The 13,701-nt window shown below is 41.6% G+C and carries 11 protein-coding genes; 10 read left to right on the top strand and 1 reads right to left on the bottom strand.

All coding sequences use genetic code 11. From position 1 onward, the window contains the following. The first annotated feature begins 200 nt into the window (after positions 1-200). The 10 genes from DWX68_RS08090 to DWX68_RS08045 all read left to right on the top strand — a co-directional run bounded on the left by DWX68_RS08090 (position 201) and on the right by DWX68_RS08045 (position 12,322). The gene (locus tag DWX68_RS08090; protein ID WP_118629047.1) at positions 201-1,346 is read left to right on the top strand and encodes an ROK family transcriptional regulator; all 1,146 of its coding nucleotides are present in this window, start codon (positions 201-203) and stop codon (positions 1,344-1,346) included. A 38-nt stretch (positions 1,347-1,384) separates the two neighbouring features. Next, positions 1,385-2,464 carry an SIS domain-containing protein gene (locus DWX68_RS08085; RefSeq protein WP_118468274.1) on the top strand — a complete coding sequence of 360 codons (1,080 nt, stop codon included), beginning with the start codon at positions 1,385-1,387 and terminating at the stop codon, positions 2,462-2,464. Positions 2,465-2,483: 19 nt separating this feature from the next. Further along, positions 2,484-4,562 carry a hydantoinase/oxoprolinase family protein gene (locus DWX68_RS08080; protein WP_118629045.1) on the top strand — a complete coding sequence of 693 codons (2,079 nt, stop codon included), beginning with the start codon at positions 2,484-2,486 and terminating at the stop codon, positions 4,560-4,562. 16 nt (positions 4,563-4,578) lie between these two features. Continuing rightward, a complete protein-coding gene (locus tag DWX68_RS08075) occupies positions 4,579-6,240 on the top strand; it encodes a hydantoinase B/oxoprolinase family protein (RefSeq protein ID WP_118468271.1) in 1,662 nt (553 codons plus the stop codon). Positions 6,241-6,255: 15 nt separating this feature from the next. Next, positions 6,256-7,317, top strand: coding sequence for a TRAP transporter substrate-binding protein (locus DWX68_RS08070; protein ID WP_117796218.1), 1,062 nt, complete (start codon positions 6,256-6,258; stop codon positions 7,315-7,317). Further along, positions 7,271-7,897, top strand: coding sequence for a TRAP transporter small permease (locus DWX68_RS08065; RefSeq protein WP_117796217.1), 627 nt, complete (start codon positions 7,271-7,273; stop codon positions 7,895-7,897). The genes DWX68_RS08070 and DWX68_RS08065 overlap by 47 nt, the downstream gene beginning before the upstream one ends. Then, positions 7,894-9,246: a TRAP transporter large permease gene (locus DWX68_RS08060; RefSeq protein WP_117796216.1), complete on the top strand. Its 1,353-nt coding sequence runs from the start codon at positions 7,894-7,896 to the stop codon at positions 9,244-9,246. Before DWX68_RS08065 ends, DWX68_RS08060 begins: the two co-directional genes overlap by 4 nt. Before the next feature lie 692 nt (positions 9,247-9,938). Next, entirely contained in the window at positions 9,939-10,772 is an 834-nt protein-coding gene (locus tag DWX68_RS08055; RefSeq protein WP_118524506.1) for a basic amino acid ABC transporter substrate-binding protein, read from the top strand. Positions 10,773-10,890: 118 nt separating this feature from the next. Continuing rightward, entirely contained in the window at positions 10,891-11,580 is a 690-nt protein-coding gene (locus DWX68_RS08050; protein WP_022360148.1) for an amino acid ABC transporter permease, read from the top strand. After that, entirely contained in the window at positions 11,570-12,322 is a 753-nt protein-coding gene (locus DWX68_RS08045) for an amino acid ABC transporter ATP-binding protein (RefSeq protein ID WP_118629043.1), read from the top strand. The genes DWX68_RS08050 and DWX68_RS08045 overlap by 11 nt, the downstream gene beginning before the upstream one ends. A gap of 477 nt (positions 12,323-12,799) precedes the next feature. Here DWX68_RS08045 and DWX68_RS08040 read toward each other — a convergent pair whose 3' ends face one another. After that, a complete protein-coding gene (locus DWX68_RS08040) occupies positions 12,800-13,699 on the bottom strand; it encodes a tyrosine-type recombinase/integrase (protein ID WP_118629041.1) in 900 nt (299 codons plus the stop codon). Between the last annotated feature and the right edge of the window lie 2 nt (positions 13,700-13,701).

The following is a 13,701-nucleotide window of genomic DNA, read 5'->3' as shown; positions in this document are numbered from 1 at the left end:
AGTTTTCTGAAGAAACAAATTATGTGAAACGCGTTTTGGTGATTTTTACGAAAATATAAAGATATTTTGTTGAAAAATCCTATTGAAAACAGAATAATAAAAGTGTATTTTATATATAAATCCTCTTGCTTAATACGAGAGGTAATTTTTAAAAGAATTAGTAAGTGCACTGAACTAATTAAGTGAGTAAGGGGTGTAATATGGAGAAGAATGGAAATTTAGGGCATTTAGAATTAATACGAAAAATTAATCGGACATTGATTCTGAATATGGTCAAGGAGAAACAGCCGATTAGCCGTGCACAGATATCAAAGGCATTAAATTTAAGTAAAACAACAGTTAGTGCGATTGTAGATGAATTAATTAAGAAAAAGCTCCTAGTTGAGTATGGAGACTGTATGTCTCCATCAGGGGTTGGACGCCCATCTACTATGTTGGGATTTAATCCAAAATCTGCGTATTGTATTGGCATGGATATTGGCGGAACAAAACTTTTGTTTTTGATAACAGATTTGGTGGGTAATATTGTGTACGAAAAAAAAATACCAACCAAAAATCAGTTTGAGGAATTAGTCCAGATTGTAGAGGAGTCATTAGAAGCAGCAGGAATTAAACGAGAAATGATATTTGGCATGGGAATTGGAGTCCCGGGAACGGTGGATTCAGATGGAACAGTGGTGCGTGCCAAAGCATTATCGTGGAATCAATTTCCTTTGCAAAGTTTAATGAATGAATATTTTTCATTTCCAGTGTATGTCGGAAATGATGTGAATCTGGCAGCATTAGGTGAACGTTGGATAGGTTCAGGTGAACAGACGGATGATATGTTGTTTATTGCATTGGGAACAGGTATTGGCGGAGCATTAGTATGTGGTGGACAGTTGGTATTGGGGGCTCAAGGAAGAGCAGGAGAATTAGGATATTATTTAGAAAGTTCTGATGTGGAAAAAGGGGAAATTAATAAATTAGGACAACAGGGAATTTTAGAAAAAAAATGTTCTGGCTCGGCACTGGATCAAATTGTTGGTTCGGCAGAAGCATTATTTACAGCATATAGCCGAGGAGATACCTCAGTAATACCGGTAATAGACAAATTTGTTCGTGATTTTTCAGTTGCGATAGCCAATACGATTAGTCTTTTAAATCCAGAGAAGGTTGTAATAGGCGGTGGAGTTTCTGATTCTATGGGATCTGTGATTCAGCGGATTCGAGAGGAGGTTGGCAGGCTTACGCCAATTCAGGCGGATATTTGTTTGGCAAACTTGGGAGGAAAAGCAGGAGCTCTAGGAGCAATTAATTTTGCTTCAAAAAAAATCGAAGAGCAGGATATACAGGTAAAAAAATAAAATAGAGAAAAATACAAGAGTTGGGAGGCATACATAGAATGAAGCAAACCATGAAGAGCTGTATATTGGAACAGCCAGACACAATTAGAAGAGTTTGCCAAAATGCAGAAAAAGTGTGTGATAGTGTGTATTCTATAGTGGGAAAAGGTCCATTTGATAAAATCTATTTAATTGGTTCTGGAACCTCACTTCATACAGCAATTGCGGCTAAATATGCATTTACAAAATGGTTCAATGCAGAGGTTCAGGTGTTTACCCCATTTGATTTTTTGTATTACTATCCACATTATCGACTAGATGAGAAAACGCTGATTTTAGGAATTTCACAGACGGCACGTAGTATTGGGACGATACATTGTTTGGAAAAAGGAAGAGAGTATGGGGCTAGAACCGTTATGGTAACAGCCGAGCCTGATAATCCTGGCGGAAAAAGTGCTGAGGCGATTTTGGATACATGTACAGGAGAAGAACTGGTAGGGGCCAAAACGAAGGGATTTACTTCGACTATAGCAATGTTGTATTTATATGCTGCGGGATTAGCTGGTAAGGAATTAGACATTTCGTTAGTTCCAAAATGGATGGAGCAAAGTTTGAGATGTACATCTGAAGAAATTGAAGATTTTGCGGAGGAGTATAAATCTGCTCCATCTGTGACAATTATCGGAGGTGGTACTTTAACAGCTGCAGCTAAAGAAGGGGCTCTTAAGGTATTAGAAGGAGTGCGAATCCCGGTAGAGGTATATGATGTGGAAGAGTACATGCATGGTCCGTATCATTGTCTTGAAAAGTGGTCATATTTGATTTTTTTGGTAAACGAGGGACCTGGAGTAGAGCGAATAAAGAGAATGATTCAATTTGCTCAGGAGCATTCGGATCACGTGACAGTTATTGGTTACGAGGGCTTTGAAAAAGAGATTGAAATAAAAGGTCGTTTTATCTCGCTTCCAGGAGGAATGGATGAAATTTTAACTCCATTATTTTACATTATTCCATTACAATGGCTGGCTAATGATGTAACAGAAAAGAAAGGACGTCACCCGGAACAATCAAGATACCCAGAATTTCATAAGATGCTAGGAAGTAAATATATGCCGAAAGTAAATTATTACCAGGGATAGAGATAAAGGAGGATGAAAAATGGCTAAATTGAAATTAGGTGTAGATGTAGGAGGAACGTTTACCGATGTAGTCGGAATAAATGAAGATGGTAAGGTGTATTTTGCAAAAACGCCTTCTACACCTGAAGATCAAAGTATAGGTGTTCTGAACGGAATTAGAGCACTTTTAGAAGAGTTGGGAGTAGCACCAGATTGTGTGACGGGTGTTGCACATGGAACGACAGTGGCTACAAATACACTTTTGGAACGAAACGGCGCTGTAGCAGCATTAATAACAACAAAAGGATTTAGAGATGTTTTAGATATTGGTCGCCAGAGCAGACCAGAACTTTATGATTTACATGCTAGAAAACCAGCTTCATTAATTCCCCGATATCTTCGTCGGGAGGCAGACGAAAGAATGGATTATACGGGAACTGTATTGGTGCAGTTGGATATGGAGGAATTAAAGAAAACGATTCATGAATTAATGGAAGAGGGAGCGGAATCCATTGCAATCTGTTTTCTTCATTCTTATGCGAATGATGAAAATGAGAAAAAAGCGTTGGAAGTTATTCGTGAAATCGCACCAGATTTTCCAGTGTCTGTATCTAGTGAAATTTTGCCGGAGTTTCGTGAATTTGAACGAATGAATACAACCGTTATGAATGCATATGTTCAGCCAAGAATGCAGAAATATGTATCCCAGTTGCGTAGACGATTAGATGAAAATGGGATTAATTCTCCATTGACTATTATGCAATCTTCTGGAGGTATGATGACCGATCAGATTGCAGCTCAGAAGAGTGTGAATACGTTATTATCTGGTCCGGCTGGAGGTGTTTTGGCTGCCGAATTTCTTTCCAAGATTACGGATTATCATAATATTATTACTGGAGATCTTGGAGGAACGTCATTTGATGTAGGAATTGTGCAGAATGGTTCTATTGGTATCACAGGTGAAGGAGTGATTGAGGGATTTCCGGTAAAATTCCCACATATAGATATTACTACGATTGGAGCAGGAGGAGGCTCTATAGCATGGCTGGATGCTGGCGGAGCGCTTCGGGTTGGTCCTCGCAGTGCAGGAGCAGTACCGGGACCGGTTTGTTATAGCAAAGGAGGAACAGAACCAACAGTAACAGATGCTCATGCTGTGTTAGGTCGTGTGGGTGAAAAATTGCTAGGTGGAAAAATGCACCTGGATGTGGCGGCTGCACGGAAAGCGATAGAAGAAAAATTGGCCGTAAAATTAAATATGACAGTGGAGGAAGTAGCAGAGGGAATTCTTCGTGTAGCGAATTCCAACATGGTCAGAGCAATTAGAGTTATGACGGTAGAAAGAGGAATCGATCCGAGAAAGTTTGTGCTTCTGCCATATGGAGGAGCGGGAGCACTTCATGCGGTTGAACTGGCAAGAACTCTGGATATAGGAACAGTTGTTATTCCTATCGCACCTGGAAACTTTTCTGCTTTTGGATTATTAGTTGCACCAATTAGATATGATGAAGTATGCACGTATCATAAACATGAAAAAGATGTTTCTTTCGACCATATGGAAGAAAAATTTGAAAAATTAGAGGCTGAAGCAAGAAAAGAAATGGCTCGAGATGGCGTATCAGAGAGTAGCGTAAGTTTTGAGAGAAAAATAGATATCCGTTATTTTGGTCAGGCCTACGAATTAACGATTTCGGTACCCAATAGCCCGGTGAATCAGCTGGTTTGGGATAAGCTTGTGAATGATTTCAGTGATGCACATGAGCGTTCTTATGGATTTAAGAAGAATGATCCCATGGAGTTGGTTAGTTTGCGTCTTTCTGTAGTTGGGGAAATGGACAAAAGTAACTTGTATTCAAAAGGAGAAATTAGCAAGGAACTTCCAAAACCAGAAGAAATTCGAAAAGCTTATTTTATGGGAGAGTGGCTGGATACAGCCGTATATAAGCGAGATGCTTTAAAAGCAGGTAACAGCTTTATCGGTCCGGCAATCATAGAGGAAACAGGAGCTACGTCCGTAGTAGGGCCTGGCGATAAGGTGACAGTAGATGAGAGAATGAATTTGGTTGTGAAGATTGCAAATCATGAGACTGGGAAGATGGAAGCATTAGAAGAGAACTAAAAGGAGGAATGAAAAGATGGATGCAATCACATTGGAAGTTATGCGAAATCGCTTTTTTGCAATTACAGAAGAGATGGGAGCAGCATTAATTCGGACAGCCTATTCCACAAATATTAAAGATAGAAGAGATTGTTCGTGTGCGTTATTTGATGTAAATGGAGAGACGATTGCACAGGCAGAGCATATACCTGTTCATTCAGGAGTGTTGCCTTGGGGAGTAAAGGGAGCTTTAAAGCATATTAACAAAAAAGAACTGAAACCTGGAGATGCTATCATGCACAATGATCCATTCATTGGTGGAACTCATTTGCCAGATATTATTATCTTTTCTCCGATCTTTTTTAAAGGAGAGCTAGTAGCTTTTGTAGGAAATCTGGCGCATCATGTAGATGTGGGAGGAAAGGTTCCGGGTTCGTTAACACCAGATGCAACGGAAATTTTCCATGAAGGGATTTGCTTCCCACCAGTAAAGATAAAAAAAGAAGGAAAAGTAGATCCTGAGATTTTTGCTATGTTTCGCTCTAATATCCGAACAAAATACGAAAGTAGTGGAGATTTGATGGCTCAGATTGCAGCAAATAATGTAGGAGAAAAGCGGTTTGAGGAATTATGTGATGAGATGGGCGTAGAAGTAGTTCTTGAGGCAATTGCAGAGTTAGAGAACTACTGTGACCGGCGAATGGGAGCAGAGTTAGAAAAACTTCCGAAAGGGACATTTGAATTTGAGGATTTCTTAGAGGGAGATGGAATTACTACAACAGAGCCATTAAAAATCAAGGTAACAATTACTACAGGAGGTCCACATATTAAAATTGATTTTACGGGAACATGCCCTCAGGTAAGAGGACCTTTGAATTGTGTTCGTCCGATGGCGTTGGCTTGCATTTATTATGTTGTTCGAGCAGTGACGGATCCCACGATTCCACCGAATTCTGGAACATATCGCCGCTTTGAGGTTATAACACCGGAAGGTTCCTTGGTAAATGCGGTATATCCAGCAGCTACCGGTTCTGGAAATTCTATTACGTGTCAGCGTTTGGTAGATGTACTGCTTGGTGCACTGGCTCAAGTGGTTCCAGAAAAAGTATGTGCGGCTGCTTGTGGATCTATGAATGGAATTCAGCTGGGTGGTTATAATCCAGAAACACATTCGTTCTTTGCTAATGGTGAAACTGTTGGAGGAGGATATGGTGGAATGTGCGATCAAGATGGAACCAGTGGAGTTAATACGCATATGACTAATACCAGAAATACACCAGTAGAAGTTCTTGAAAGAATCATGCCGGTTAAGGTAATACGATATGGTTTAGCTCCAAATTCTGAAGGACCTGGTAAGCACAGGGGTGGATTTGGAATTGAGCGAGTCCTGGAATTCCAGACAGATGAGGTGGACTGCTTTATTGCCTCTGATCGTGTTAATACGGCACCGTGGGGATTGAATGGTGGAAAAGCAGCATTAGGAGCTCGTTTTACAGTAAATAGAGCTGATGGAACGGAAGAACATTTGCCTTCGAAAGCAAGGGTGCGTTTTTATAAGAAAGATAGACTCTATATTCAGACAAGTGGCGGCGGAGGTTGGGGTAATCCGCTTGAGAGAGATAAAAAAGCATTAAAGTGTGATGTGAAAGATGGCTTGATCAGCCAGGAACGAGCAGAAAAAGAATATGGTGGATGTTGAAAAAGGAGGAGTACAATGAAAAAATTAATTGCAACGACAATGGCAGCAATGATGGCATTAACTATAGTTGGATGTGGAGGTAATAATACAGTTGCACTGCAGAGCGATAAAGCGGAAGAAACTACGAAAGCAGATTCAGATGCAACTCATCTTGTTTTGACAACATCAGCGTTAGATCCAGAGGTTGCCCCGGATTATAATCCCTGGGCTGATGGACTACTGAAATTTAAAGAAGAGGTGGAGAAAAATAGTAATGGCCGTTATGTAGTAGATATTTATTGGTATTCCAGTTATGCCAGCGATGCGGAATCCTTTCAGATGATTCAGGATGGGGAGACGGATTTTAACTTTGGTGCCGGAATGTCTAATGTAGATAAGAGATTTGCATGGCAAAGAATTCCATTTTTATTACCTGATTTAGACACAGTGAGGGAAAAGCTTGCTAATCCGAATGCAGAAGGATTTGCTATTAATACAAAGCTTTATGAAGAAAATGGAATTAAACTTTTGGCACAAAACAGTGGCTTACAGCGCCACATCTTTTCGACAGATAAATTGATTAAAGTGCCGAAGGATCTGGCGAATGAAACGTTTCGAACATATGAAGATGCTATTGTTAACGAATTTTATGGCGGTTTGGGAAATATCGCAATTATGCCATACGGAGAGTTATATACATCGCTGCAGAATGGTTTGATTACGGCTACGGATCAGCAGATACCTTCATATATTATTGAAAATTATTATGAAGTAGCACCATTTTATTCATATGTTGGAGCTCAGTGGACTTCGTATAGTTTGATGATGAATTTAGATAAGTTTAATCAGTATAGCGAAGAGGATCAAAAGATATTTGTGGATGCTGCCTGGGCGTGTTCAGAGGCTGAATATGAATCTTATAAAGATATGAAAGCAGACGCAGAAAAATTCTTTGATGAAAAAGGAATTACATATTATCAGCCAACAGATGAGGAATTGAATCAATGGAAAGAGTATGCGGCTTCTCTGTCGGATAAGTGGAGAGAACTGATTGGAGAAGAATTATACAATCAGGTATCTGAGCTGTTTAATTATTAATGGTATGGGGGATGCTGCAAGTGGATTGATATCTATGTTTGTAGTATCCCCTGCTTTTTTATTTACCGTTAAAGAGAGGAGGAACGTGGTGAAATTTTTAAAAAAATTAGATCATATAGTTGAATTTGTGGTTGGAAATTTAGCGGGTATTTTGTTGATTGTGATGATGATTATGGTTAATCTGACAATCTTCAGTCGTTGGGTATTTAATATTAATATGCACGGCTATGAGGAATTGCCAACAATTCTATTTATTGTATTTGTATGGCTTGGAGTAATACTGGTTGTGCGTGATGACAATATGCTAAAAGTCGATTTCTTCTTGAATCTGTGTAAGACGGAAAAGTCAAAAGAAGCACTTCATTTGTTTAGTTTGATTATTTCTACTATAATATGTGGATTATTTATGCCATTAACATTTAATTTAATGATGACACATATTGAACGTAATACGGTGTCTCCAGCTGTTGGATTTAGCATGTGGTGGGTATATGCTTCTGTATTTTTAGGAGCTTTGGGGATGATGGTTTATTATGTGGTGAATGTTTGTAAATCTATAAGGAGGTTACGCACATTATGATATTTGGAATAGCTGCAGTATTAATTTTACTCATGATTTTTTCCGGCGTTGCAGTTCCGTTAGCATTTTTGGGCGGCTCCTTTTTTGTGGCATATATGGGGCTTGGAAGTACAGGAACGTTTGCAACGAATGCGTTTTACATTTTGAACTCTATTTCTATGTTGGCGATTCCGCTTTTTATAGTAGGAGGTTCTTTGATTGAGCGAAGCGGAATTGCAAATGTGCTGATTCGGGTAGCGGATAAGATGCTACATAATGTAAAGGGAGGATTGACGGCCACAATTCCAGTAGTTTCCTGCTTTTTTGGAGCCCTTTGCGGTTCGGCATTGGCAACGGCTAATACACTGTCAACAGCTATGGTGCCAGAATTGGAAAAGAAAGGATATGATAAAGCATATTTAGCGGCATTAATTGCAGCTTCCAGTCCTTTTGGCTTTATGATTCCACCAAATGTAAATGCTATTATTTTTGCATCCGTGTCCTCGGCATCGGTTGGTGCTTTATTTATGGCTACGATTGTGCCGGGATTAATATGGGCAGGGCTCTATTTGATCATTAATCGGATTATTTATATAAAATATTATCATCCAGAATATGCGGGTAAAACAGTTGCATCCGTTTCTGCATGTACTGAAGATAATGAGCCTAAAGAAGAATCAGAAAAAAATGCGCGTGAGACTATAAGCCGGAATAGATTTTTTTTAGAGCTTGTTGTAGCAGTTTTAATGCCGGTAATTGTGTTAGGGGGTATCTATGGCGGCATTTTTACAGCGACAGAAGCAGGTGCAATTACCTGTTTATATGGAGCGATCATGGGAGTGGTAGTTTATAAAAAGCTTTCTCTGGTTCAATTGATGGGCGTTTTTTCTAAGGGAGTCAAGGATGTTTCGGCATTGGTTATAATGTTTCCAATGACTTTGATTTTCAGTCGCTTGATGACACTTAACCATATTCCTGAGTTGGTGGCAGAGTTAATGTTGGGAATTACCAATAATCGTATTGGTCTTATCCTGTTAATAGATCTTCTGCTGTTTTTTATAGGTTTTTTCTTGGATGGAAATGTTATTATTTTGACGCTGGTGCCGCTTCTTACACCGATTGCTACTGCATGTGGGATTGATACAATTCAGTTAGCAGTAATCGTTTTTGTTTCGATCGGTATTGGCTCAATTACACCGCCAATGGCTACTTGTCTGATGGCATGTTCCAGAGTTTGTGATGTTCCGATTCATAAACTTATTAAACCTATTCTTCCATTTTTGCTTTTTGGTGCATTACCTATTTTGCTGCTGGTATCGTTTGTTCCTGTCGTATCAACCTGGTTGCCGGGCTTGTTTTATAGTTTCTAGTCAACGCTATTATAACGAATGGATTGCTTTTATGCGTTTTTTTAGCTGAGGCGCTGAACTATCAAGGTGTTGTCAAGTGCTTGTTGAGTTATTGGTAGAAAAAAGAAAATTTTTTTCAAAGAAATTCTCTAAGTAAATGATATTGCCTGTGGAGAGAACGTGAAGTTTGAAAACAGGAAACACAGAAAAAACAAAAATTTGGATTATTGAAAAAAATATATATCCAGTCTTTGGCAGTTGAGTGAAAATAAAATCGCTGTAACCCTTGTATTTGCTGGGGTGCAGCGATTTTTGTTGCTGTTGCAGACTATAGTATTTTTTTCTTCCTTGTCCATTTTTGGAATTGTTCTCATTTTACTGTTCGTTATGAATTGATAATCCGTTCGGAAACCGGAAACATTCTTCGAGCTGTCATCTGCTTTCATTTACTTTCAAAATTTCACTAACCTGATTATGCAACTATTAAACTCCCGTGCCAAGAATTAACAACCAGATCTGTCCGAAACTGGAACCGTACAAATTGGAAAAGAATGCATAATCATACAAAACCCTGTAAAAAACAGGAATTCAGGCTTGATTATTTATAAAAATGCGGTATAATGTATTCCTAGATACAGTAATAAAAGTAAGAATATTCGTATTTACTGCATAAAAATACAAAAGCAGCGAATAGAAATGAGGAGGAATTTATTATGAAAAAGAAATTAGCAGCAATCGCTATGGCAACTGCTATGGCAGCATCGTTAGCAGCATGCTCTTCCAAACCGGCAGAGACAACCGCAGCCGCAGAGGAGAATGAGGAGACAACCGCAGAGGCAGCAGAGGGCAGCGAGGCAGCAGAGGCTGGCGACAGCGCATTTGCAGGAAAGACTCTGGTTATGTCTACCAACGCTGAGTTCGCACCGTATGAGTACCACGATGGAAATGATATCGTAGGTATCGACGTAGATATTGCAAACGCTATCTGCGAGGATATGGGAGCATCTCTGGAAATCACCGACGTAGCATTCGATTCTATCATCCCGGAGGTTCAGTCTGGCAAAGCTGATTTCGCAGCAGCAGGCATGACTGTTACCGAGGATCGTCAGACCCAGGTGGATTTCTCTGACACTTACGCAACCGGCGTTCAGTCTGTTATCGTAACCGAGGACAGCGACATCAAATCCCTGGATGATTTAAAGGGCAAACAGATCGGTGTTCAGCAGGGTACCACCGGTGACCTTTACTCCACCGATGATTTCGGCGAGGAGAGTGTACAGAGATTTTCCAAGGGCGCAGATGCAGTACAGGCACTGTCCACTGGCAAGATCGATGCAGTTATCATTGACAACAAACCGGCACAGGTATTTGTAGACGAGAATGACGGCTTAAAGCTTCTGGAAACACCGTACGCAGAAGAAGAGTACGCAATCGCAGTTAAGAAAGGCAATACAGAGCTTCTGGACGCTATCAACGCATCCATCGCAAACCTGAAAGAGTCTGGAAAACTGGACGAGATCGTTGCAAAATACATTACCGCTGAATAATTTGACAGAAAAAGCTACATCTGTTTGATTAAGAAAAAGGTTGCTGCAGAATGAAAAAGATGAAATTCGGCAGCAGCCCTTTTTCGGGTCTATATCATCTTACAAGGAGGAAAACGGATTGGAGAAACTCAAGCAGGCCTTATATTTAAACCTGATCAAGGATGACAGGTGGCAGTATTTGACAGGGGGCCTGAAAAATACCCTGATCATCACGTTATTTGCAACCCTGATCGGCATTGCCCTTGGTCTGCTGATTGCGATTGTCCGTGCGACTCACGACAAAACCGGTAAAATGAAATTTTTAAATGGTGTCTGCCAGGTATATCTGACAGTCATCCGGGGAACGCCGGTTGTCATCCAGTTGATGATTTTCTATTACTGTATTTTTGTATCGCGTGTATTTGCCGGCGTCTTTGTCGGTGTGATCGCGTTTGGTCTTAACTCGGCGGCATATGTAGCGGAGATCTTCCGTTCCGGTATCATGTCGATCGACGAGGGACAGATGGAGGCAGGTCGAAGCCTTGGTTTTAACTATGTCCAGACGATGCGTTATATTATTATGCCGCAGGCGTTTAAAAACGTACTTCCGGCGCTTTGCAATGAGTTTGTTGTTCTTCTGAAAGAGACTTCGGTAGCCGGTTACGTGGCGGTGCAGGATCTGACAAAGGGCGGTGATATCATCCGTTCCAGAACGTATGACGCGTGGACACCGCTTCTGATCGTGGCTGCTGTTTATCTGGCGCTGACGATGATCTTCAACCACTTTGCACAGAATCTGGAAAGGAGCCTGAGAAAGAATGAACGATAACGTACAAAATGGAGAAGTGATAATTGACATCAATGACCTTTCCAAGGCGTTCGGTGATTTAAAGGTCCTGACCAATATTTCCACCCAGATACGCAAGGGGGATGTTGTCTGCGTGATCGGACCATCCGGTTCCGGTAAATCCACATTTCTGCGCTGCATGAACCTGCTGGAAACACCGACCGGCGGACACATCTATTTTGAGGGAACGGATATCACGGATCCGAAGACAAACATTGACAAACTCCGTCAGAAAATGGGAATGGTATTCCAGCAGTTCAACCTGTTCCCGCATATGACGATTCTTGATAATATGACGCTGGCACCGATGAAACTGCTCGGACGCCCGAAGGACGAGGCGGAGACGGAGGCATTGAAACTTCTGGAGCGTGTCGGATTAAAGGAAAAGGCATCCGCCTATCCGGGACAGCTCTCCGGCGGTCAGAAACAGCGTGTGGCGATCGTACGCGCACTGGCAATGCATCCGGATGTGATGCTCTTTGACGAGCCAACCTCTGCGCTTGACCCGGAGATGGTAGGCGAGGTATTAAACGTAATGCGTCAGCTTGCCGAGGAGCACATGACGATGGTCGTGGTTACCCATGAGATGGGCTTTGCCCGCGAGGTGGCAAACCGCGTCATGTTCATGGAGGGCGGCAACTTCATCGAAGAAAACGAGCCGAAGGAGTTTTTCGAGCATCCAAAGAGCGAAAGATTGAAGGCATTTTTGAGTAAGGTGCTGTAAGGAAATTTAATATTAGGAAAAGTCCGGTAGGGAGAGAATGTCATAGCACATTTTCTTTCTGCCGGGCTTTTTTTATGCCTGTAATATCTTTATGCGTTTTCTATTATCCATCTGGTTCTTCTAACTTCCGTTTTGAAAAATGTTTATTTGGAAAGAAAAGTTGTTAAAAAAATTGCAAATATATAAAACCAAATGAAATCTCCCATCGTCTTATTAGTAGAACAGCAGAAAAGGAGGAAGATTCTGAAAAGAAGGCGGAACAAAATGTTGAGACAAAGCTGGACAGTGGGAAGCAGGAGAAAAAAGAGAATGCGGTAGAACGGTCGGGTGAAAACATTAGAACCGATAGCGCTGAGGAAGCACTTCCATATGAGCTCGTGATTGTGGAGGCAGAGAAAAAATAAATCTATAATAAAGGGGAAAGAATTGTGGAAAATGGCAGTTCTTTCCCCTTTTATGGTTTTCACACGCCTGTGCCTACCACGTCACCACCCGGTCAATCACCGTCTGCTGTTCCTGACTCGATTTCATCAGGTAAATCCGGGTTGTTTCGATACTATCGTGTCCTAACAGATCCGCCAGCAGGGAAATGTCATTGAACCGTTTCAAAAAATTGATGGCGTAGCGGTGCCGGAAAGAATGCGGGTACATCGTAGCCGGATTAATCTGGTAGCGCTTTGCGATGGTTTTTAACTGCATCTCGATGGCGCGTGCGGAGATGCAGGTGCGGCGGCGGGTCAGGAAGAGAAAGCCGCTGTCGATGCCGCGGGAGGCAAAGTAGGGGATTGCTTCCCCGCAGAGGGAGCGGGGGAAGAACAATCGCCGTATCTTGCCGCCTTTGGAGTAGAGATCCAGATAGCCAAGCTGCAGATCCTCCATTTTGATCTGGCGCAGTTCACTGACGCGAGCGCCGGTGGAGGCGAGAAAACGCACGATGAAATACCAGAAGTAATTTTCATCCTTTTTTAGCCGCCGTTTGAGCCGGTCGTAATCTTTCTGGGAGATCACTGTATCAAGGTAGGTGTGCTTCTGCTCCCGGATGGGGCGCAGGCGGTAGTGACCTGTGGGAGTGATGCGGAGTGAATCTGTGGGGGCGGATATGGGTGATTGAAAATTCGCCTTTTCATTATCCAACAATCCACTGTTTTGCATAAAATCCAGAAACCGGTTCATCCCCAGAATCCGCGTATTCACTGTCGATGGCTTATAACATTCCAGCAGCCAGCGCCGGTACGACTGCAGGTGCTCGACCGAAAGGCTGTTATAATGCGCAAAAAACAGCCGGACGGAACAGCTGTAGACCCGGATGGTGCTGGCGGCGTGCCCCTGTTTTTCAAGGTAAATGCCAAAGTCGGAAATAAGTGTTTCAAAATTCATAT

Origin of the sequence: Clostridium sp. AF20-7, assembly GCF_003479275.1 — a bacterium.
GTDB classification, from domain to species: Bacteria; Bacillota; Clostridia; order Lachnospirales; family Lachnospiraceae; genus Otoolea; species Otoolea fessa.
The sequence above is the reverse complement of the archived record's forward strand: the minus strand, read 5'-3'. Positions and strand labels throughout refer to the sequence as shown.